Here is a 22,603-nt window from a genome sequence, read left to right on the forward strand (position 1 = left end):
TTGCCCCAATTCCTTGTTCCCGCTACGATTGAGGTAAGGGAGAAATACATGTCGGACACACGCCTGTCATTCAAAGAGATGTGCGCGAAATTCGACGTAACGCCACGCACGTTGCGCTACTACGAATATATTGAACTACTGCACCCGGACAAAGAAGGGCGCTCGCGATTTTATGGGGCAAAGGAATTGGCGCGTATGACGCTGATTCTGCGGGGGCGACGATTTGGATTTTCGCTTGAAGACATCAGGCAATGGCTGCTGATTTACGAAAAGGAAGGCACAACTGCGCAAATGCACGAATGGGTCGCCCTTGCAGATCGGCAATTGGTTGAGCTGGCAGAGCAGAAACAGCAACTCGAAGACACGATTGCTGAGCTACAGTCCCTGCGGGACACGACGGCGAAAACGCTAGGGTAAGCTTGGCAGACGTGCATCAGCGCGTCACAATCCTGTCATTCAGGGGGCGCCCTTGCGTAAGAAAAAACGCACAATAACGGTCTAGGGCCCGCCGGTTCACCGCCGCGGATCGTGCCAAAACACCTTATAAAAGCGCTTTGAGGGGAATAAATGAAATTTTTCCCCGTTTTTTTATTGCGCCTGACCTGGCGTTACTTTCGCTGACCTTTCGTCAACCGCGCCGTGACGCCACGTTACGTTTACGTGCACGTCAACTTTGCTTGTATAGTAAATCCATCCTTCGCAAGTGCGTGCCATTGAAACACGCATGAGAGGAATGAAAAGATGACGACTGAGACACTGAACATTCGGCAGATGTGTGACGCATTTGATGTGACACCACGTACGCTTCGCTTTTATGAAGCAAAGGAACTGCTGTTCCCGATCCGTGAAGGCCAAAAGCGCCTTTTCACGAAGCGCGACCGCGCGCGGTTGAAACTGATCCTGCGCGGCAAGCGCTTTGGCTTCAGCCTCGAAGAAATCCGCCAATTGCTTGATCTATACCACATGAATGACGGCCAAGAAGCGCAGCTGTCGAAAACATACATCTTGGCCGAACGCCACCTTGCCGACATGGAGGCCCAGAAGGCCGAGTTGGACGAGGCAATTGGTGAACTGAAAGAACAAATGGCTTGGGGCGCTGAAAAGCTGGCCAAGTTGTCCAAAGAGAAAACGGTCGCTGCCTAAACGGGGCACGACCACCCAAAACGACGAAACGGAGAGACACCAGATGCCGATCTACAACGCACCTACCAAAGACATTCAGTTCGTACTGCACGACCTTCTAAAGGTCAGCGAGCAGGACATTCCGGGGTTCGAAGACCTTGACCGTGACTTTACCAGTGCTGTTGTCGAAGAAGCCGGCAAGGTGGCCACCGAGGTGTTGCACCCGCTGAACGTCGTGGGTGATACCGAAGGCTGCGTGATGGAAAACGGTGTGGTGCGAACACCGACAGGTTTCAAAGAAGCCTTCCAGCAAATGAAGGACGGCGGCTGGACCGCGATGGATTGTGATCCTGAATATGGCGGCCAAGGCCTGCCCTATGTCATGCATACGGCGGCACAGGAACCGTTTGTGTCCGCGAACATGGCCTTCAACATGTATCAGGGCCTGACCCACGGCGCCTACTCCGCAATCTACGCGCACGGGTCTGATGAGCAAAAACAAAAGTTCCTGCCAAAAATGGTGTCCTGCGAATGGACCGGCACGATGAACCTGACAGAACCACACTGCGGCACTGATCTGGGTCTGATGCGTACGAAAGCTGTGCCAAACGGTGATGGCTCTTACAAAATCTCTGGCCAGAAAATCTTCATCTCGGCTGGTGAGCACGACATGGCAGATAACATCATCCACCTCGTGCTAGCCAAAATCCAAGGTGGCCCTGAGGGGATCAAAGGCGTGTCCCTCTTTGTCGTGCCAAAGTTCCTTGTGAACGATGATGGCTCCTTGGGTGCCCGCAACGGTGCGACCTGTGGCAAGATCGAAGAGAAAATGGGTATCCACGGCAATTCGACTTGCGTGATGAACTATGACGAAGCCGAAGGCTATCTGATAGGGGAAGAGCACAAAGGCATGCGTGCCATGTTCACCATGATGAACGAAGCGCGTCTGGGTGTGGGCCTGCAAGGTTATGCCCAAGCCGAAAGCGCCTATCAGAATGCTGTGGCCTATGCCAACGACCGCCTGCAAGGGCGCGACGTCACGGGTGTCAAGAACCCTGATGGCCCTGCCGATCCGCTAATTGTACACCCGGATATTCGTCGTAACCTTATGGATCAAAAGTCCTTTGTCGAAGGCGCACGCGCTTTCACCTATTGGGGTGCGATGTTGATTGATCAGGCTCATAAGAACAAAGACGCTGATGCCGATGGCCTGATTTCCTTGATGACGCCTGTCATCAAAGGCTTTTTGACCGACAAAGGGTTTGAGTATGCCACTGCGGCACAGCAGGTTTACGGTGGTCACGGCTATATCGAAGAATGGGGCATGTCCCAATACGCCCGCGATGCGCGGATCGCGATGATCTATGAAGGGGCCAATGGTGTGCAAGCGCTGGATCTCGTTGGTCGTAAGTTGGCGCAAGACGGCGGTAAGCATGTGATGGCCTTCTTCGAGATGGTAAAGACCTTCATCAAGGAAAACGAAGGGAATGAGGCACTGAACAAAGAGTTCCTCACACCTTTGAAAGCTGCGTCCAAGGATTTGCAGGCCGCTGGCATGTACTTCATGCAGAACGCGACCAAGCCGAACAACGCGTTGTCTGGGTCTTATGATTTCATGCATATGATGGGGCATGTCTGCCTTGGCCTGATGTGGGCACGCATGGCGAAAGCAGCAATGGACGCTCTTGAAAGCGGGGCATCTGACACCGCGTTTTACGAGACCAAGATCGCAACTGGCCGCTACTACATGGCGCGCCAATTGCCTGCCACGGCGATGCACCTTGCGCGCATCAACACAGGCGGCGATACAATCATGGCGTTAGAGGCTGCAAACTTCTAAAAATGTGGGGTGGGTCAAGACCCACCTTACACGTTCGACAATTGGCGCATGGCAAAAAGCATCGCGCTTTCACAAAGGGTTGGAGCCTCCGGCGGGAGTTTTTCGGCCAAGATGAAGAAGGGAGCTCCACCCCGGCCTTTCGACAAGCACCGGGGCTTCACCTTGGACGCCAAATCGCTCTCCAGCTATTGGCGCCTCTGCAAAATCGGCCAAGAGGGTTAACGTTTCGTTGTGCGCGCAACGCTCCCCTTTCATCTTGGCCAAAAAACTCAAATACCGACCGTCACCTTATGGTCGGACCTCTGGGAGGGGGCACAACATGATGAAGCTTCATTGCTTTGGCGAAAGCGGAAATGCCTATAAAGCAGCCCTGACCCTGACCCTTGCCGATGCAGCGTGGGAGCCTGTCTTTGTGGACTTCTTTCAAGGTGCCACACGCACCCCCGAATTCCGCGCGCTGAATGTGATGGGTGAGGTGCCTGTGCTGGAAGACGGCGATCTGGTGTTGAGCCAATCCGCAGTGATCCAGGACTATGTCAGCTCAAAAACCGGCAAACTGGGCGGCAAATCCGCGGCAGAGCGCCGTGATGTGCTGCGTTGGATGTTTTTTGACAATCACAAACTGTCCGGCGTGGCTGGCCCTTTGCGGTTCAACATGAATTTTCTGCCCGAGGACAAGCGCAATGCAGATGTGAACAACTTCATGGCCATGCGCCTCGCCTCTGCTTTGAAGGTGATGGAAACGCAATTGAGCGAGACCCAATGGCTCGCTGCCGATGACATCACAATCGCCGATATCGCTTGCGCTGGTTACCTGTTTTACACCGAAGATTTCACCTTCGACCGTGCCGATTACCCCAATATCAACCGTTGGCTGACTGCAATCGCAGATCAGCCCGGCTGGAAACACCCTTATGACCTGATGCCGCGCGCCCTTGGCTGACGCGGACTAAATACCTGGAGGACCCTATGACCGAAGCCTATATCTACGATGCCATTCGTACCCCGCGCGGCAAAGGGCGCAAAGACGGTAGCCTGCATGAGGTGACATCTGCGCGCCTGTCTGCGGGCGTGTTGAATGCGCTCAAAGAGCGCAACAATCTCGAAGGCCATGCCGTTGAAGATGTGATCTGGGGCAATGTCACGCAAGTTGGCGAACAGGGCGGCTGCCTTGCACGGACGGCCGTTCTGGCCTCTGATCTGGATCAATCAATCCCCGGTCTGGCAATCAACCGGTTCTGCGCTTCCGGTATGGAAGCTGTGAACCTCGCCGCAAATCAAGTGAAGGGTGGTGCTGGTCAGGCCTATATCGCGGGTGGTGTCGAGATGATGGGCCGTGTTGCCATGGGGTCCGACGGCGCGGCGATTGCCGTTGATCCATCCATCGCGATGGACACTTACTTTGTCCCGCAAGGTATTTCCGCTGATATTATCGCGACTGAATATGGTTTCAGCCGTGACGATGCCGACCAGCTTGCCATGGAAAGCCAGAAGCGTGCCAAAGCCGCTTGGGATGACAAGCGTTTTGACAAATCCATCGTGCCTGTGCGCGATATCAACGGCCTCGCTATTCTTGACCACGACGAATACATGCGCCCCGGCACTGATATGCAGTCGCTGGGTGGCCTGAACCCGGCGTTCCAGGCGATGGGCGAGGTGATGCCCGGCTTCGATAAAGTCGCCCTGATGAAGTACCCGCATTTGGAAAAGATCAACCATATCCACCATGCCGGTAACTCATCCGGGATCGTTGACGGTGCTGCTGGCGTTCTGATCGCATCAAAGGAATGGGGTGAGGCCAATGGCATCAAACCCCGCGCCCGGATCAAGGCAACCGCCAAAATCGGCACCGACCCCACAATCATGCTGACAGGCCCGGTTCCCGTGACCGAGAAGATCATGGCTGATAGTGGTATGAGCATCAGCGATATCGATCTTTTTGAGGTCAATGAAGCCTTTGCATCCGTCGTGCTGCGCTTCATGCAGGCCTTTGATGTGGATGATAGCAAAGTCAACGTGAACGGCGGCTCCATCGCGATGGGCCATCCGTTGGGCGCCACAGGTGCGATCATCATCGGCACATTGTTGGATGAGTTGGAGCGGACCGGAAAAGGCACAGGTCTGGCCACATTGTGCATCGCATCCGGCATGGGGGCGGCAACAATCATCGAACGGGTGTAATCATCATGGCGAACGACATGCAGATTGCTGCAAGCGACGTGTCACAGGCGTTGCTCGACATTACTGGCGATGCGCTGATGAAGGGTGATTTTGATGCGTTTGCATCCGTCTTTCACACCCCTCAGCACATGGCGACGATGGCAGGCCCAATCTACATGGAAACAGCCGAGGATATGCGCCGCGCCTTTGATGAGATGCATAAACATCTGCAAGGCATCGGGGCGACGCATATGGTGCGCAGATGCGTGGTGGCGGAATACAAAACGCCAACCCGCGTCGAAGCCACACACACAAGCGAAGTACTCAAAGATGGTAAGCGCCTCAGCGGGCCTTACCCTGGGTTCTCGGTGCTCGAAAAGATTGATGACAAATGGAAAGTGACTGCGAGCGAATACGCCCTTGAACCAAACGACGGGCAGGCCATGGCTATTGCCGCCGCTGACACAAAGCATCGCAACACATAATTATCTGAGGTCAAACGTAGCCGGTAGGGCTCGGACCAAGACCACAAAGGAACGACAGACATGACCGATTTCACAATGAACACTGACGCAGACGGCGTTGCCACAATCGTCTGGGACACTGTTGGCAAATCCATGAACGTGATGAACCAGCAAGGCTTCCTTGATCTGGACGCGCTGATTGACCAAGCGCTTGCTGATGACGGCATTAAGGGCGTGATTATTACGTCCGGCAAGGAAGGGTCCTTTGCCGGTGGTATGGACCTCAACATTATTGCCAAGATGAAGGAAAGCGCAGGCGACGATCCGGCACGTGGTCTCTTTGAAGGCGTCATGGATATGCACGCCGTGCTGCGCAAGATCGAACGCGCGGGCATGGACCCCAAGACCAACAAGGGCGGCAAGCCCATTGCTTGCGCCCTGCCCGGTACGGCGCTCGGGATCGGCTTGGAAATCCCACTGGCCTGTCACCGCATCTTTGCCGCTGACAACCCAAAGGCCAAGATTGGCCTGCCCGAAATTCTGGTCGGCATCTTCCCTGGCGCAGGCGGCACGACACGCCTGTCACGCAAGCTGGGTGCGATGGGGGCATCCCCGCTGCTGCTGGAAGGCAAGTTGAACGATCCGAAGAAAGCGAAAGCTGCTGGCGTCGTTGATGAGGTTGTACCCGCAGACGAATTGCTGTCCGCCGCCAAAGCATGGGTTCTGTCCGAACCTTCCATCGTCAAGCCATGGGACGAAAAGGGCTACAAAATGCCCGGCGGCGCACCGTATCACCCTGCTGGTTTCATGACCTTTGTTGGTGCCTCCGCAATGGTCAACGGCAAGACCCAAGGCGTCTACCCCGCTGCCAAGGCCCTGCTCTCCGCGGTCTACGAAGGCGCACTGGTCCCCTTCGACACCGCCATCAAGATCGAGGCGCGGTGGTTCACCAACGTTCTGATGAACCCATCATCCTCTGCCATGATCCGCAGCCTCTTTATCAATAAGGAAGCTTTGGAAAAAGGCGCCAACCGCCCAGAAGCACCGGACCAGAAGGTCAAGAAGGTCGGTGTCATCGGGGCAGGCATGATGGGCGCTGGTATCTCGCTCGTCTCTGCTTTGGCCGGTATCGAAGTGGTGCTGATCGACAGCACGCAGGAAGCGGCCGACAAGGGTAAGTCCTATACCACCGCGCATCTGGATAAAGGCATGGCGCGCAAGAAGGTTACGCAGGAAAAGAAAGACGCCGTGCTTGGCTTGATCAACGCAACGACCGATTATGACGCGCTCAAGGGCTGCGACCTCATCGTCGAAGCCGTGTTCGAAGATGTCGGCGTCAAAGCTGACGTCACCGCCAAGGTACAGGCCGTCACCGGCCCTGATTGCATCTTTGCAACGAACACCTCAACCCTGCCGATCACGGAACTGGCGAAAGCCTCCGCCGATGCAGAGAAATTCATCGGCATCCACTTCTTTAGCCCCGTGGACAAGATGTTGCTGGTCGAGATCATCAAAGGCAAGGAAACCGGCGATGTGGCTGTGGCCAAAGCATTGGATTACGTCCGCCAGATCAAGAAGACACCGATTGTCGTGAACGACGAACGCTTCTTCTATGCCAACCGTTGCATCATTCCTTACATCAACGAAGGTATTCGCATGGTGAAGGAAGGCGTCGAACCTGCGCTGATCGAAAATGCGGCCAAACTGGTCGGCATGCCGCTGGGTCCGTTGCAACTGGTCGATGAAACCTCTGTCGATCTGGGCGTGAAAATCGCCAAGGCGACAAAGGCTGCGATGGGCGATGACTACCCCGATGGCGAAGTGGATGAGGTTCTGTTCTGGATGTTCGATCAGGAACGTCTGGGCCGCAAATCGAACTTGGGATTTTACAGCTACGATGACAAAGGCAAGCGTCAGGGGCTGTGGGATGGGCTGGCCGCTCAATACCCTGTCGCCGACGAACAGCCAGACCTAACCACCGTACAGCACCGCCTGCTGTTCGCACAAACACTCGAAGCCATCCGCGCATTGGAAGAAGGCGTGCTGGAAGACATCCGCGAAGGCGACGTCGGTGCGATCCTTGGCTGGGGCTTCGCGCCTTGGTCGGGTGGCCCATTTAGCTGGCTCGACATCATCGGCGCTCCTTACGCAGCCGAGCGCTGCGATCAGCTGACCGAGGCGTTCGGCGAACGATTCAAGACACCGGCGCTACTGCGTGAGATGGCTGATAAAGGTCAGGACTTTTACAAGCGTTTCGGCACTGCGGCAAAGGCTGCTTGAACCAAACGGCGTACCCTCAAGCGGGGGGTACGCCACCTATAATGTGGTCTGATATCCAAAACGCGCGATATCTTGGGCCGCAATTTCCTGCACAATATCAAAGCCCTCTGCATCATAATAGATGCGCCAGTCCACATCACGATCCGAGCGATTGACATGCGGAACACTTAGCTGAAAACCCAAGTGTTTCCACAGCGGCTCCAGATCTTCGGGGTGTTCCAACCGCGCATAGAGGTCACAGTGATCATGGCCATTGGCATCAATCACATACGTGGCATAGCTGTGTCTGCGAACAGACTCCTGCACAGATGTATCGCGCAGGAAGCCTGCAAACGTCGTGGCTTTGGCAACCCGAACCGCTGGATGATCGAAGCTTTGATCCTGCAACCAATGATAATAGCTCACCATCCGGTCCCATGGGTTACGAACCAAGGTAAAGATAAACGCCCCTTCCGGATAAAGCCCAGCCACATCGCGCAAGGTGCTGTGCTTCCACAATCGGCCCGGTGCTTTTAACGCAATCTGACGCGCGCGCCTTTTGCGCGCCTTCGGCGTATCGCCCACCAGAATATCATCCGCCGCCGCACGGTCCTCTAATGCAAGAGCAAGGCTGGTCCCGCCCGTCTTGGGAATATGCACAAAGACGTAAGAGCGCTTGGCAGAAATAATCATCCCGGCTGCCGCAACGCAATGACCGCACCCGAAACAACAATCAGTGCCATCCCACATAAGGCCAATGGGGTGATCGCCTGATCCCATAAATACCATGCCCAGGCACTCGCGAAGATCAGCAAGGAAAACTCAAAGACAGCTACCGAACTTGCCTCGCCAATCTGATACCCGCGAAACAGGCACATGATGCCGATCAATGTGCCAATGGCCTGAAGCGCAATCCAGAACAGCATATCAATGTTCACAGGCATCCATCCGCGTGCGGCGAAATCATCTACACCACTGCCTACGCCCGGAAATACCAGACAGCCCACCGCACCCATCAGCCCGAGCATGACAAAGAAACCCGCTGTCAACGAAAGCGTCCCTTCCCCCTCACACCATGCGCGGGTCGCGACGGCACCGATGGCATAGCAAAGACCCGCAACAATCGGCACGAAGGCCACCAGATCAAGATTGGCCGGATCTGGCCTGATGACCAAAAGCGCACCAGCGAACCCCAGAAAGATCGCAAGGGCATGCAGTGCTGTGATGCGCCTGCCTTGAAAAACGGCCGCGATGAGGGACACAAAGAGTGGTGAGGTAAAGAACCCGGCCACAACCAGACTCACCGGCAAGATCGCCAGACAGCCAAAATAGATCAACATCGAGATGCCTTGAATGGCACTGCGCGCGCCTACGGCCCAAAAGCGCTTGGGCCAGATCACGCCCATGCCCGCCATGGCAATCACACCCATAACGAACAAAGCTGTCAGACTGCGCAACAAATGGAACTGCCAAAGTGAGCTTGCATCGGTGATGTATAGGATGAAGTTATCACTCAACCCAAGCACGGCCATGCCTACCAAAATCGACAAGGCCGCTCGGGTTGGGGCAATCGCTTGTGTCATGGAAAATCCTCTGCCTTCAATTCTAGCTTTCAAAAATCGCTAACATGGCGCAATACTCAGCCCTCAAAGCAACATATGCTGCGGGAGGGCAACATGGGATGGATGCGTGACGAAACAGGTTTGGGTAAACGTGCGGCCAACTATGTGCCACTGACGCCGCTGTCTCATTTACAACGGGCCGCACTGATCTTTGCGGATCGCGAAGCGGTTGTCTACGGTAAAACACGGCTCACTTATGCGAAATACTATCGGCGGGTTTCGCGGCTGGCCTCGGCCCTGACCAAGGTTGGTGTGAAACCGGGTGACGTTGTCGCGACGATCCTGCCCAATATCCCCGCGCAGTCAGAGGCCGCCTTTGGGGTGCCTGCCTGCGGGGCGGTACTCAACACCATCAACACGCGGCTGGATGTCGACACCATCGCCTATATCTTTGATCATGGCGAAGCCAAGGTCGCCTTGGTCGATAGTCAGTTCCTGCCCATGGCCATGTCCGCCATCGAACTTATGGAAGGGCCAGCGCCGCTGATCATCGAAGTTCCCGATGATGAGGCTGGCGTGCACGCGATGGCCGAGCAGCAAAACTATGAAGATTTCCTCGCAACCGGCGATCCCGAGTTCGCTTGGATGATGCCCGAGGATGAATGGGAAAGCCTCGCACTCAACTACACCTCAGGGACAACGGGGCGGCCCAAGGGCGTGGTCTATCACCACCGCGGTGCCTATCTGATGACGATGGGCACACCGATCAGTTGGGAACTGCCGCTCTTTATGCGCTACTTGCAGATCGTACCACTTTTCCACTGCAACGGATGGAACCATACGTGGATGATGCCCGCCTTGGGTGGCACGGTGGTGTGCTGCCGCGATATCTCGGCCAGCGCAGTTTATGATGCCATTGCCGATGAAAGCGTTACGCATTTTGGCGGCGCACCGATCGTGCTTAACCTGATCGTAAACGCGAAAGAGGAAGAACGACGTCCCTTTGGGCATATGGTCGAGGTCTTTACCGCAGGCGCACCCCCTGCCCCTGCGACCTTAGCTGCGATTGGCAAACTGGGTTTCAACGTCAAACAGGTCTACGGCCTAACCGAAACCTACGGACACGTTACCGAATGCATCTGGGACAGCAACTGGGACGGGCTGCCAGAAGACGAGCAGGCCGCGATCAAAGCGCGCCAAGGCGTGGCCTTTCCGATGATGGAAGATGTCACCGTAGTTGATGACCATATGGGGCAGGTCCCCCGCGACGGCGCCACGCAAGGCGAGATTGTTATGCGCGGGAACGCGGTGATGAAAGGCTACCTCAAAAATGAAGCGGCAACCGAAAAGGCATTTTCGGGCGGTTACTTCCATTCCGAAGACCTTGCCATTCAGCATCCGGGTGGATCGATCCAGATCTCGGACAGGGCGAAGGATATCATCATCTCTGGCGGTGAAAACATCAGTTCGGTCGAGGTCGAAGGGGCGCTGATGCACCACCCGGCAGTTAATCTCTGCGCAGTGGTGGCAAAACCCGATGACAAATGGGGCGAGGTGCCCTGTGCCTTTGTGGAACTGAAAGACGGGGCGCACGCAGATGAAACCGAGATGATCGCCTTTACCCGCGAGCGGCTGGCAGGTTTCAAGTGCCCCAAGAAGGTGGTGTTTCAGGAGTTACCGAAGACATCGACCGGAAAGATCCAAAAGTTTGAACTCAGAAAGCAAGCCAAGGCGTTTTAGGCAAAGACAGGGATGCCTCCGGCGGAAGTTTGATTGGACATAGAAAGTCGATGGACGTGCGCGCTGGCGAGTTGCCCACTACAGGCAGATCTGGTCAGATCCCCGACAGCGCGACTTTCCACGTCACGGCCATCAACGCTTCCGCCTGTACCGCACCTCAACGCGTATCCCATCGTGGTTAAAGAAGTCTTGATTTTCTTCGTCCAATCAAACTTCCCCCAGAGGGTCCGCGCTTTCAACCGGCACCACCGCTAGATATTTGTTTCCAACATGACATTCCGCGCCACCCACGTTACGCTTGGCAAAAAAGGGCAATGAGCAGATGACGGCACTTGACCGATATGTCCGGTTGGAAAGCGAGGCACTGTGGCGCGCCGCAGCCGATGAGCAGCGCCGTGATGTGAGTATCTCCTTTGGTGACGCGACATTGGTGATTGCCGATGCCACCGGCCGCCCCTTGGCCCATTGGTCGCTGCCTGCGTTGATCCGGCAAAACCCCGATGAGGTGCCTGCGATCTACGCCCCAGATGAAGACGCCAGCGAGATACTGGAGATCGCCGATACAACAATGATCGAAGCCATAGAGGAAGTGCGCAAAGCGCTGGCCAAGGCCCGCCCCAAACCCGGCAAACTGCGCCACTGGCTGACGGCCGGGCTGATTATACTGAGTTTAGCACTGGCTATTTTCTGGCTTCCCGGTGCATTGACCCGTCAGACGCTTGCCGTTGTGCCGACCTCAAAACGCAGCGAAATCGGTGTCGAGATGCTGGGCTATCTGCAAATCCAAACCGGGGCTGCTTGCAAGGCCCCGCGCGCGGATGCGGCGGCAAGGCGGCTTGCGCAGCGTCTTTTTGGCCCTATGACCGTGACACAAATCATCGTCGTACCTGATTTGCGGCAAGGCGCGCTTGCCCTGCCAGGTGATTTGATTGTGCTGGATTATGAGGTTTTGCAACTTTCTGATGATCCGGCGGTCGCCGCCGGTTTTATTTTGGCAAGCCACGCTGCCCTCGCGGATGTGGACCCGCTTGAAAGCCTGCTACGACAGGAAGGGCTTGGCACCACTTTCCGACTGCTCACGACCGGGGAAATTCCCAGCGAAATCCTACAAAGCAATGTTGCAGCACTTGCGCAGAACGATGTTACGACACCAGACCCCGGCAGGCTGCGCCGCGTTCTGGCTGATGCGGAAATCCCGCAGGGGCCTTACCTGACGACTATCGATGCGCGCACGGGCACGATGCCTGATCTTGGCACTGATCCTTTGGCAGAACGCAGCATTCCTTTGATCTTGCAAGACAGTGATTGGGTCAGCTTGCAGAATATCTGCAATATCTGATTACTTCGTCCCAAACATCCGATCACCCGCATCGCCCAGCCCCGGCACGATATAGCCATGTTCATTGAGGTGGCTATCAATGGCTGCTGTTACAATCGGCACATCAGGATGCGCCTCTTGCATCCGCGCAATCCCTTCGGGTGCCGCCAGCAGGCAAAGGAAGCGAATGTTCGTGGCCCCCGCCTCTTTCAGCAGATCAATCGCCGCGACCGAGGAGTTGCCAGTGGCCAGCATGGGATCAACCGCAATTACCAAACGGTCTTCAAGCTCTGTCGGTACCTTGAAGTAGTATTGCACAGGTTTAAGCGTTGCTTCATCCCGGTAGAGCCCGACAAATCCGACACGCGCGGACGGGATCAGTTCCAACACACCATCAAGAAGCCCGTTACCAGCGCGCAAGATTGAGACCAGCGCAAGTTTCTTGCCGTCGATGACGGGCGCATCCATCGGCTCCAGCGGCGTATCAATCCGCTTTGTCGTCATAGGTAACCCACGGGTAACCTCATAGGCGAGTAGCTGGCTAATCTCGCGCAGCAACTGTCGGAACACCGCCGTGGAGGTACCCGTCTGCCGCATCAACGTTAGCTTGTGTTGCACCAGCGGGTGGGTGACATGGGTGACATGATCGGTCATTGGGCGGGCTCCAGTCGTTTGGCCACGCGGGCCTTTGTGGCGTCATCACAAAAAGCTGCGGCAAGGGCCGTTTTGTTCAACATGGCAAACTCTTCTTCCTCCCAGCCAAAGGTTTGGTGCAGCATGGCATATTCCGCGGTCATGGTCGTGTGAAAGAACGGTGGATCATCGGTCGAAACGGTGACTTTCACACCGGCATCGCGCAGCTTTGCAATGGGGTGGCTGTTCCAGCCGTTGACAGCTTTCAACACCACGTTCGAGCCGGGGCAAACTTCAAGCACGATGTCTTTCTCAAGGATTTCGTCAATCAGCGCAGGGTCATCGACGGCCCCAATGCCATGGCCAATGCGTGCCACCTTCAAATCGCGGATCGTCTCGGCCACCATCGTCGCCCCGCCCCATTCTCCCGCATGGCACGTCAACGGGATCCCCGCCTCGCGTGCCATGTCAAAGCTATAGGCATAGTCCGCAGGACGCCCCACCATTTCACCGCCCGCCATGCCGTAACCGGTGATGAAATCGCCAAAGGTTTCAGCCGCGCATTTTGCCGCAGGCTTGCAGGCCTCTGGCCCGAAATGACGGATGCCCGTGACAATCCCTTTCAGCGTGATGCCAAGTTTATCTTCTGCTTCTTGCGCCGCATCTTCCATGGCTGCCAGATAGTCTTTCCATGCCGCCAGATCACCGCCGCCACAAAAATCAGGTGATACAAAGGTCTCCATGTAGACGACACCATGTGCGGCTGTTTCTTCCAGTACGGCCATGGTCAGGCGGCGGAAGTCTTCGGGGCTTTGCAATGTGGTGCAGGCCGCCTCGTAAACTTGAAGAAAATGATCGAAATCGCGGAAAGCATAGCCCCCGTCATCAGCGAATATCCCGCTGATATCGATCTTCTTCTCTGCCGCAAGCCCCCTGATGAACGCAGGCGGCGCACAGCCTTCAAGATGCGTGTGCAGTTCCACTTTCGGCAATGTTTGAAAACTCATAGAAAGCTCTTTCCTTGGCCTGCATATGTCACATTCAAATAAGCCGCGACCGAAGCGGCCACATCAACGAATGCCAGTTGTCCCAGCGCTTTGGAGCCCAGCCCATGCACCAATACCGGCACACGTTCGCGGGTGTGATCCGTGCCCGCCCATGTCGGGTCATTGCCATGATCGGCTGTGACGATCAACAAATCATCATCGCGCAGTTTCGGCAGCAAATCTGCAAGGCACGCGTCGAACCATTCCAGATGTTTGCCATAGCCCGCCGGATCACGCCTGTGCCCATACTCGCTATCAAACTCCACCAGATTGGCAAAGACGAAAGAGCCATCGGCGGCCTCTTTAGCAAGATCATTGATGTGCCCCATAAGGGCTACATCGCGCCCCTTGCGCAGATCATCAATGCCGCGCATTGAAAATATATCACCAATCTTACCCACCGCGTGAACCATTCGGCCCGCTTCATGCACATAGTCACATAGCGTTGGTGACGGTGGTGCGATGGCAAAGTCTTTGCGATTGGCCGTGCGGGTAAAACTGCCAACCTCGCCTACAAAAGGCCGTGCGATCACGCGTCCCACTTTCATCTCGTGCAGTGTCGGTGCGAGGTCTTTGCAAAGGGTCATCAGCCGCTCAAGCCCAAAGGTCTTTTCATGGGCAGCGATCTGCAGCACGCTATCGACTGACGTATAACATATTGGCCAGCCAGTCTTTAGGTGCATAGCACCCTCATCTTCGATCACGGCTGTGCCAGAGGCGTGGCGATTGCCCAAAATACCGTCAGTGCCAGCTAGTTTGCATATAAGAGCCGTCACATCATCAGGAAAGGCCGGGTCCGTATCTGGAAACACATGCCAATCCCATGGCACAGGTACACCAGCCAATTCCCAGTGGCCCGAGGGCGTATCCTTACCGCGCGACACTTCGGTTGCCGCACCCCATGCACCTGTTGGCGCAGCCCCCAGACCGGGGGTATCTTCACCGGACGCCAGTTTGACTGCGGCACCAAGGCCCAGCGCGTCCAAGGTCGGCAGATGCAGCCCGGCATCACGGGCAATATGCGCCACCGTATTTGCCCCGGTATCAGGCAAATCACCGTTAAAGAACTGATCTGCATCCGGTGCACCACCAATCCCGACGCTGTCAATGACAATCACAAATGCACGGGGCATCACGTTATCCCTTCAATAACCAAAGGACCTGGCGTTGCCGGTTCACCAATCGTGACCGCGGCTTGTACCGCCATCGCGGCCTCCACGGCGGTATCCTCATCGGCGGCATGAACAATGCACAAAGGGTCACCGCGTGTGACAGCGACGCCAAGTCCAACCATCTCAGTCAATCCGACCGCGGGGTTCACCCGGTCTATTTCAACGCGACGTCCACCCCCCAGAGCAACCACGGCAAGGCCCAATGCCTCGCCGTCAATAGCGGATATATGCCCTGTCGTCGGCGCCGTCACCTCGCCCACAACGGGTGCTTTGGGTAAATGGGTGTGCCAGTCATGCGCCATATCGGGCGGACCGCCCAATGCGGCGATCATCTGGGCAAAGCGCTCCATGGCGGCACCAGAACTGATTGTCATCTTTACCTTTTCCACCGCTGTCGCCCTATCTTCGCCTTGCATCATTAAAAGCTGCGCCGATAACCCGACCGTCAGATCATGTAGTCGGGGGGCCACTGTCCGATCGCCAGCCAAGACTTCCATACAGATACCAACTTCAACCGCATTGCCCAGCGCGGGGGCCAGCGGCTGGCTCATATCGCTGATTAAGGCGGCAGTCTTGCACCCGGCCCCATTGGCCGCATCAACCAAAGCACGGGCCAAGGCGCGTGCCTCATCGGGGGTTTTCATAAAGGCACCAGAACCGCATTTGACGTCCAAAATGAGGCTTTCCAATCCGGCAGCCAACTTCTTGGACAGAATAGAGGCCGTGATCAGATCAATGCTCTCGACCGTCGCGGTTACGTCCCGGATTGCATAAAGGCGGCGGTCGGCCGGGGCGATCTGGCCTGTTGCGCTGACAATCGCACAGCCGACTTCGCGGGTGATCAGGCGCAACTGTTTTTCAGATACGTTGATATTCAGCCCCGGTATCGCCTCCAACTTATCAAGCGTCCCGCCCGTGTGGCCCAGCCCACGGCCCGAAATCATCGGGACATAGGCCCCACAGGCCGCCAATACAGGCGCAAGGATCAGCGAGACACAATCGCCCACTCCGCCGGTTGAATGCTTGTCAATCACGGGGCCGGGCAAGTCCCATTTCATCACATCGCCGCTGTCGCGCATCCCTTGGGTCAGGGCAACGCGGCCTTCGTCGGTCAGACCATTCAGAACCACCGCCATTGCAAAGGCGCCTGCCTGCGCATCGCTCACAGCCCCCGAAGACAGGCCTTGCGCGAACCACGCCAGTTCCTGCTGAGTTGGGGTCTCTTTCCCACGTATTTTGGCGATAATGGCGCGGGCGTCCATATTAGACCCGGCTCATGTAGTCGGCGTCAAAACTACCGGGCAAGAGTGCGGCCACGGTGGTTTCATGTACGACACCATCGGTCGTGGCGAGGGTCACTTTCACATCGCCCTGCGCAAATTCCGCAATCTTCTGGCGGCAGCCACCACAGGGGCTGACCGGTTTGGGACTGTCCGCAATCACGGCAATCTCGGCAATCGCCGTGTCGCCGCCCGCGACCATCGCCGCGATGGCGCCCGCCTCGGCGCAGGTCCCTTCCGGGTAGGCCACGTTTTCAACATTGCAACCAACGTAAACGGTGCCAGACGTCGCGGTCAGCGCCGCCCCGACCTTGAACTTTGAATAAGGCGCATGGGCGTTTTCCCGGACCGCGCGCGCGTTGTCGATCAATGACATAGGGCCTCCAACAAATCGTCCTGCCAGAGTGTGACGGGACGCGCAGGGATGCAAGTGCGTTAGGCCGTCGTAAAGACACCCGGTAACGCCACTTCAAGCAGTTCCAGATCGTCAGAAGCATCGGCATAGCGTGTCTGCATGCCGGGCGGGATCACAAAAGCATCACCAGGGGCAAGCTGGTAAGGCTCTTTCCCTTCACCCTCTAGCGTCATCGTCCCTTCCATGACAAAGGTGAAATGAATATCCGCGTCATGGCATGACCACACAGTATCACCCTGCCCTTTGCGGATAACGGTCACACCTGCGACACCCTTGGTATTGGTCGCAATCGTCGTGTCGCGCGCAAGGAAACCGGGCAATCGCGCAGGCTGCCAATCAGCTTTTGCGCCCTTATTGAACACGAACTTCTGGCCTTGCCATTCGCGATCTGGGCGCAGATGTGGGGTCGGCAGTTCCATATCATGATCAATCTCTGTGATATGTTCGGCCGGGACACCGATTTCGATCACCTCGATCCCGTCTGAGGCTTCCAACACCCGATGCCTGATTTCTGGCGGCTGAATAAAGCAATCCCCGGCGGTCAAACGGATCGGCGGACCTTGGTCTTCGTAAACAACGTCAACCCAGCCGCGATAACAAAAGATCAGTTGGAATCCCACCTTGTGAAAATGCACCATATCCGGGACCGGGCCACCATCGGGAATACGAATATGGCTTGCAATGATGGACCCGCCCAGACGACTGGGGATCAGATCGCGGTACTGCATGCCCGCGCGGCCAATGACCCAAGGTGCCTGATCGGCCAAACGACGGACGACAAAAGCATGGTCGGTCTGCGGCAATTCCAACGGCGGGTTCAATGGATGCACTTCAACGCGGGTGCCACCCGGCGAGGTTAATTCCGTCTCGCCGCCAGCGAAACCCGTATCATCTGTCGCAATCCTAAGGTCTGGGTTCACGCCGACACCCTGTTGCAACCGCACCCGCAGCCCATGTCCCGCATAAACAGCAACCGTAGGGTCATCGGCAGGGTAAATCATTTCCAGCCGCATCCCCAAGGTATCACCAAAAAACCCAAGGTCGGCGCGCAGGTCCGTTGTATGCAGGTACACTTCAGCCCGTATTTCATGTGTATTCGTCATGTTTTACACCCTGTCCTTGCCATGTATTATTTGCAAGAGTAGGCGCATCGCGATTGACCACAGCATATAGTTTCCTTAAGGGAAACAAAATGGTTTAATGCTAAACTATATTTGGAGAACACGATGGCAGATGATGCAAAAGACAGCCTGAGAGAGGCCGCACTTCACTATCACAAGTTCCCCAAACCCGGAAAACTCGAAATTCGCGCAACCAAACCGCTGGCAACAGGCCGCGATCTGGCCCGCGCCTACTCCCCCGGCGTGGCGGAAGCCTGTACCGAGATCAAAGCCGATCCTGACACCGCACGCGACTATACCTCGCGCGGCAATCTGGTAGCGGTTGTCACCAATGGATCGGCCGTTCTGGGGCTTGGCAATATCGGCGCGCTGGCCTCCAAGCCGGTAATGGAAGGCAAAGCGGTTCTGTTTAAGAAATTCGCCAATATCGACTGTTTCGACATCGAGTTGAACGAACCCGATCCCGCAAAACTGGCCGATATCGTTTGCGCGCTGGAACCCACCTTCGGTGCGATCAACCTGGAAGATATCAAGGCGCCTGACTGTTTCATCGTTGAAAAGCTGTGTAATGAGCGGATGAACATCCCCGTTTTTCATGACGACCAGCACGGCACAGCGATTGTCGTCGGGGCGGCGGCCACGAACGCCTTGCGCATCGCCGATAAGAAATTCGAAGACATCAAGATCGTCAGCACTGGCGGCGGGGCTGCCGGCATCGCCTGCCTGAACATGCTGCTGAAACTGGGGGTGAAACGCGAGAACGTCTACCTTTGCGACATCGAAGGCCTTGTTTACCAAGGCCGCGAAAAGGACATGACGCCGCAAAAAGCAGAATATGCACAAGGGACGACGACGGCCACGCTGGATGACGTCATTGATGACGCAGATCTGTTCCTCGGCCTCTCTGGCCCGAACATCCTCAAACCAGACATGGTCAAGAAAATGGCCAACCGCCCGATCATTTTTGCCCTCGCAAACCCTAATCCCGAAATCAGCCCCGATGACGCCCGCACTGCCAATCCGGATGCGATCATCGCCACCGGCCGCAGCGACTTTCCCAATCAGGTCAATAACGTTCTATGCTTCCCCTTTATCTTCCGTGGCGCCCTGGACGTCGGCGCGACCGAGATCAACGACGAGATGAAAATCGCCTGTGTCGAAGGCATCGCCGCCCTTGCCCGTGCGACCACCAGCGCCGAGGCCGCAGCCGCCTACAAAGGCGAGCAACTGACATTCGGGGCCGATTACCTGATCCCCAAACCCTTTGATCCGCGCCTGATGGGCGTGGTCGCCAGCGCCGTCGCCGGAGCCGCGATCAAAACCGGCGTCGCAAAGCGCCCTGTTGCAGATATGGACGCCTACAAAGCCAATCTTGACGGCTCTGTTTTTAAATCCGCGATGATCATGCGACCCGTCTTTGATGCCGCGCGTACCGCCGAACGCACCATCGTCTTTGCTGAAGGCGAGGATGAGCGCGTGCTGCGCGCCAGCCAGGCGATTATGGAAGAAACGACCGACACCCCTATCCTGATCGGACGGCCCGAGGTGATTGAACGACGCTGCGAACGCGCAGGCCTGAAAATCCGGCCCGGCGTTGATTTCAGTATCGTGAACCCCGAAAACGACCCGCGCTACCGCGACTATTGGGGCACCTATCACGATCTGATGGCACGCAAGGGTGTCACACCGGATCTGGCCAAAGCGATTATGCGCACCAACACCACCGCAATTGCCGCCGTTATGGTGCAACGCGGTGAAGCTGACAGCATGATCTGCGGCACCTTTGGGCAATACCTCTGGCACCTGAAGTACATATGCGAGGTTCTCGGCACCAAGGCGTTCCACCCGATTGCAGGTCTGTCGCTGATGATCCTCGAAGACGGGCCACTCTTCGTGGCTGACACGCAGGTGCATCCCGAACCGACCCCGCAGCAAATCTCCGAAACAGTTATCGGTGCCGCACGCCATGTGCGCCGCTTTGGTGTTGATCCAAAGATAGCACTGTGTTCACACAGCCAGTTCGGCAACCTCGACAGCGATAGCGGGCGACGAATGCGTGCCGCGATGGACATTCTCGACAGCGCCCCTCGCGACTTTGATTACGAAGGTGAGATGCATGTCGACGCCGCACTTGATGTGGAACTACGCAACCGCGTCTTTCCCGCAGCCCATCTACCCGGTGCCGCCAACACGCTTGTCTTTGCCAACACAGATGCGGCCTCTGGTGTGCGCAACATCCTCAAGATGAAAGGCGGGGGGCTTGAGGTCGGCCCGATCCTGATGGGCATGGGCAACCGCTGCCATATCGTGACGCCTTCGATCACGGCGCGCGGGCTGCTGAATATGTCAGCTGTCGCAGGCACCCCTGTCGCCCACTACGGCTAAACTCCCCTCATCTTTCTTCGTCCAATCAAACTTCCGCCGGAGGCATCCCAAAGACATCCTAGCAGGCGTGCGGTCAAGATTTTTACAGCCCGCCCAACACAAAGAGCAGTTTCCCTTGCCGTCCTCAGGCGGCACCCTTAACACTTTTCTCAATTGCTGTTTGGGAGGACACGATGGGCTACGCTGATGTTTATGGCGCTTGGAAAAATGATCCAGAAGGGTTCTGGATGGATCAGGCCAAGACAATCGACTGGATTAGACCGCCGACCAAAGCGCTGGACGACAGTAATGCCCCCCTCTATCGCTGGTTCACCGATGCCGAGGTGAACACCTGCTACAATGCGGTTGACCGCCATGTTGAAAACGGGCGCGGCGATCAGGCGGCCATTATCTACGACAGTCCGGTCACCCACACCAAACGCGAGATTACCTATGCTGAACTGCAAACGCGGGTCGCCTCGCTCGCTGGGGCCTTGCGTGCGAAGGGCGTTGAAAAAGGCGACCGTGTCATCATTTACATGCCAATGATCCCCGAAGCGCTAGAGGCGATGCTGGCCTGCGCCCGCCTTGGTGCCATCCACTCTGTCGTCTTTGGCGGCTTCGCGGCCAATGAACTGGCTGTGCGGATCGACGATGCGACGCCCAAGGCGATTATCGCAGGCTCCTGCGGGATCGAACCGGGGCGCGTGGTGCATTACAAACCGCTGCTGGACGGTGCGATTGAACTGGCAAACCACAAACCGGATTTCACCGTTATCTTCCAGCGCGAACAGGAGGTGGCCGACCTGACCCCCGGCCGTGACTATGACTGGCACGGCTTTCAGGCTGGTGTTGAACCGGCCGAATGCGTCCCCGTCAAGGGCGACCACCCGGCCTATATCCTCTACACGTCCGGCACCACCGGGGCACCCAAGGGCGTCGTGCGCCCCACCGCCGGGCACCTTGTTGCATTGAACTGGACCATGAAGGCTATCTACGACGTCAACCCGGGCGAGGTCTTCTGGGCTGCCTCCGACGTCGGCTGGGTCGTTGGCCATTCCTACATCTGCTACGCCCCGCTGATCCACGGCAACACTACGGTCGTTTTTGAAGGCAAGCCCATCGGCACTCCCGATGCGGGTACCTTTTGGCGGGTGATCGAGGAACATAACGTCAAATCCTTCTTCACCGCCCCCACCGCCTTCCGCGCCATCAAGCGCGAAGACCCGCACGGCGAGATGATCAAGAACTACGACATCTCCGGCCTGCGCGCGCTTTATCTGGCGGGCGAACGCGCCGACCCTGACACCATCGAATGGGCGCAGCGCGTCATGGGCGTGCCGGTCTACGATCACTGGTGGCAAACCGAAACGGGCTACACCATCGCAGGTAACCCTGCGGGGATCGAGGCGCTGCCGGTCAAGATCGGATCACCCACCGTGGCGATGCCGGGTTACGAAGTGCAAATCCTCGATGAGGCCGGGCATGAAATGAAACCGGGTGAACTCGGCGCCATTGCCGTCAAACTGCCCTTGCCCCCCGGCACATTGCCGACACTTTGGAATGCCGAAGACCGCTTCATCAAATCGTACCTCAACACTTTCCCCGGCTACTATGAGACGGGTGACGCAGGCATGATTGACAAGGACGGCTACCTCTACATCATGGCGCGCACCGATGACGTGATCAACGTGGCCGGACACCGGCTGTCTACCGGCGCAATGGAAGAAGTCTTGGCGGGCCATCCTGATGTCGGTGAATGCGCCGTGATCGGTGTGACCGATGAACTCAAAGGACAGCTGCCCATGGGGTTCGTCTGCCTCAACAAAGGCTGCGACCGCCCGCATGACGAGATCGCAAAGGAAGTCGTCACCTCAGTACGCCAGACCATCGGCCCGGTTGCGGCCTTCAAGCTGGTCGCTGTGGTCGATCGATTGCCCAAGACACGCTCTGGCAAAATCCTGCGTGGCACGATGGTGAAGATTGCCGATGGGCAGGACTTCAAGATGCCTGCGACGATTGATGACCCGGTCATTCTGGATGAAATCAAGGCCGCATTGATCCCTTTGGGATACGCGCAAGGCTAGGTCGAATGCAGGGTAAGCCA

At 56.7% G+C, this 22,603-nt stretch carries 19 protein-coding genes; 11 read left to right on the forward strand and 8 right to left on the reverse strand.

The window, feature by feature from the left end; all coding sequences use genetic code 11:
* Window positions 1–48 precede the first annotated feature (48 nt).
* From BC777_RS14405 to BC777_RS14435, 7 genes are all read left to right on the forward strand, one after another.
* Window positions 49–417, forward strand: coding sequence for a MerR family transcriptional regulator (locus BC777_RS14405; RefSeq protein WP_100368911.1), 369 nt, complete (start codon window positions 49–51; stop codon window positions 415–417).
* Between the two features lie 324 nt (window positions 418–741).
* Window positions 742–1,143: a MerR family transcriptional regulator gene (locus BC777_RS14410; protein ID WP_100368912.1), complete on the forward strand. Its 402-nt coding sequence runs from the start codon at window positions 742–744 to the stop codon at window positions 1,141–1,143.
* 43 nt (window positions 1,144–1,186) lie between these two features.
* A complete protein-coding gene (locus BC777_RS14415) occupies window positions 1,187–2,962 on the forward strand; it encodes an acyl-CoA dehydrogenase C-terminal domain-containing protein (RefSeq protein ID WP_100368913.1) in 1,776 nt (591 codons plus the stop codon).
* Between the two features lie 322 nt (window positions 2,963–3,284).
* The gene (locus tag BC777_RS14420; protein ID WP_100369335.1) at window positions 3,285–3,905 is read left to right on the forward strand and encodes a glutathione S-transferase family protein; all 621 of its coding nucleotides are present in this window, start codon (window positions 3,285–3,287) and stop codon (window positions 3,903–3,905) included.
* Between the two features lie 26 nt (window positions 3,906–3,931).
* The gene (locus BC777_RS14425; RefSeq protein WP_100368914.1) at window positions 3,932–5,143 is read left to right on the forward strand and encodes an acetyl-CoA C-acetyltransferase; all 1,212 of its coding nucleotides are present in this window, start codon (window positions 3,932–3,934) and stop codon (window positions 5,141–5,143) included.
* Window positions 5,144–5,148: 5 nt separating this feature from the next.
* Window positions 5,149–5,607 carry a DUF6841 family protein gene (locus BC777_RS14430; protein WP_100368915.1) on the forward strand — a complete coding sequence of 153 codons (459 nt, stop codon included), beginning with the start codon at window positions 5,149–5,151 and terminating at the stop codon, window positions 5,605–5,607.
* Window positions 5,608–5,667: 60 nt separating this feature from the next.
* Window positions 5,668–7,866 carry a 3-hydroxyacyl-CoA dehydrogenase NAD-binding domain-containing protein gene (locus tag BC777_RS14435; RefSeq protein ID WP_100368916.1) on the forward strand — a complete coding sequence of 733 codons (2,199 nt, stop codon included), beginning with the start codon at window positions 5,668–5,670 and terminating at the stop codon, window positions 7,864–7,866.
* Window positions 7,867–7,902: 36 nt separating this feature from the next.
* Here the strand turns inward: BC777_RS14435 and BC777_RS14440 are convergent, their stop codons facing one another.
* Together BC777_RS14440 and BC777_RS14445 are read right to left on the reverse strand one after the other, a co-directional pair.
* Window positions 7,903–8,538 carry a sulfotransferase family 2 domain-containing protein gene (locus BC777_RS14440; protein WP_100368917.1) on the reverse strand — a complete coding sequence of 212 codons (636 nt, stop codon included), beginning with the start codon at window positions 8,536–8,538 and terminating at the stop codon, window positions 7,903–7,905.
* Window positions 8,535–9,428 (reverse strand): DMT family transporter, encoded by an 894-nt coding sequence (locus BC777_RS14445; RefSeq protein WP_100368918.1) that lies wholly within the window; start codon window positions 9,426–9,428, stop codon window positions 8,535–8,537. The genes BC777_RS14440 and BC777_RS14445 overlap by 4 nt, the downstream gene beginning before the upstream one ends.
* A gap of 93 nt (window positions 9,429–9,521) precedes the next feature.
* Between BC777_RS14445 and BC777_RS14450 the strand changes: the two genes are divergently transcribed.
* Window positions 9,522–11,147 (forward strand): AMP-binding protein, encoded by a 1,626-nt coding sequence (locus tag BC777_RS14450; RefSeq protein WP_100369336.1) that lies wholly within the window; start codon window positions 9,522–9,524, stop codon window positions 11,145–11,147.
* A 322-nt stretch (window positions 11,148–11,469) separates the two neighbouring features.
* Window positions 11,470–12,486 (forward strand): hypothetical protein, encoded by a 1,017-nt coding sequence (locus BC777_RS14455; protein ID WP_100368919.1) that lies wholly within the window; start codon window positions 11,470–11,472, stop codon window positions 12,484–12,486.
* Here the strand turns inward: BC777_RS14455 and upp are convergent, their stop codons facing one another.
* Genes upp through BC777_RS14485 form a run of 6 tightly spaced genes read right to left on the reverse strand, consistent with a single transcriptional unit; the run spans window position 12,487 to window position 18,114 of the window.
* Window positions 12,487–13,119 carry a uracil phosphoribosyltransferase gene (upp, locus tag BC777_RS14460; protein WP_100368920.1) on the reverse strand — a complete coding sequence of 211 codons (633 nt, stop codon included), beginning with the start codon at window positions 13,117–13,119 and terminating at the stop codon, window positions 12,487–12,489.
* Entirely contained in the window at window positions 13,116–14,105 is a 990-nt protein-coding gene (locus BC777_RS14465) for an adenosine deaminase (protein ID WP_100368921.1), read from the reverse strand. The genes upp and BC777_RS14465 overlap by 4 nt, the downstream gene beginning before the upstream one ends.
* Window positions 14,102–15,277 (reverse strand): phosphopentomutase, encoded by a 1,176-nt coding sequence (locus BC777_RS14470; protein WP_100368922.1) that lies wholly within the window; start codon window positions 15,275–15,277, stop codon window positions 14,102–14,104. The genes BC777_RS14465 and BC777_RS14470 overlap by 4 nt, the downstream gene beginning before the upstream one ends.
* A complete protein-coding gene (locus BC777_RS14475) occupies window positions 15,277–16,578 on the reverse strand; it encodes a thymidine phosphorylase (RefSeq protein WP_100368923.1) in 1,302 nt (433 codons plus the stop codon). The genes BC777_RS14470 and BC777_RS14475 overlap by 1 nt, the downstream gene beginning before the upstream one ends.
* 1 nt (window position 16,579) lies before the next feature.
* The gene (locus BC777_RS14480) at window positions 16,580–16,972 is read right to left on the reverse strand and encodes a cytidine deaminase (RefSeq protein ID WP_100368924.1); all 393 of its coding nucleotides are present in this window, start codon (window positions 16,970–16,972) and stop codon (window positions 16,580–16,582) included.
* Between the two features lie 59 nt (window positions 16,973–17,031).
* Window positions 17,032–18,114 carry a cupin domain-containing protein gene (locus BC777_RS14485; RefSeq protein ID WP_100368925.1) on the reverse strand — a complete coding sequence of 361 codons (1,083 nt, stop codon included), beginning with the start codon at window positions 18,112–18,114 and terminating at the stop codon, window positions 17,032–17,034.
* A 123-nt stretch (window positions 18,115–18,237) separates the two neighbouring features.
* Between BC777_RS14485 and BC777_RS14490 the strand changes: the two genes are divergently transcribed.
* Together BC777_RS14490 and prpE are read left to right on the forward strand one after the other, a co-directional pair.
* Window positions 18,238–20,517, forward strand: coding sequence for an NADP-dependent malic enzyme (locus BC777_RS14490; protein WP_100368926.1), 2,280 nt, complete (start codon window positions 18,238–18,240; stop codon window positions 20,515–20,517).
* Window positions 20,518–20,690: 173 nt separating this feature from the next.
* The gene (gene prpE / locus BC777_RS14495; protein WP_100368927.1) at window positions 20,691–22,583 is read left to right on the forward strand and encodes a propionate-CoA ligase PrpE; all 1,893 of its coding nucleotides are present in this window, start codon (window positions 20,691–20,693) and stop codon (window positions 22,581–22,583) included.
* Window positions 22,584–22,603 lie beyond the last annotated feature (20 nt).

It is taken from the genome of Yoonia maricola (assembly GCF_002797915.1).
Taxonomy (GTDB): Bacteria; Pseudomonadota; Alphaproteobacteria; order Rhodobacterales; family Rhodobacteraceae; genus Yoonia; species Yoonia maricola.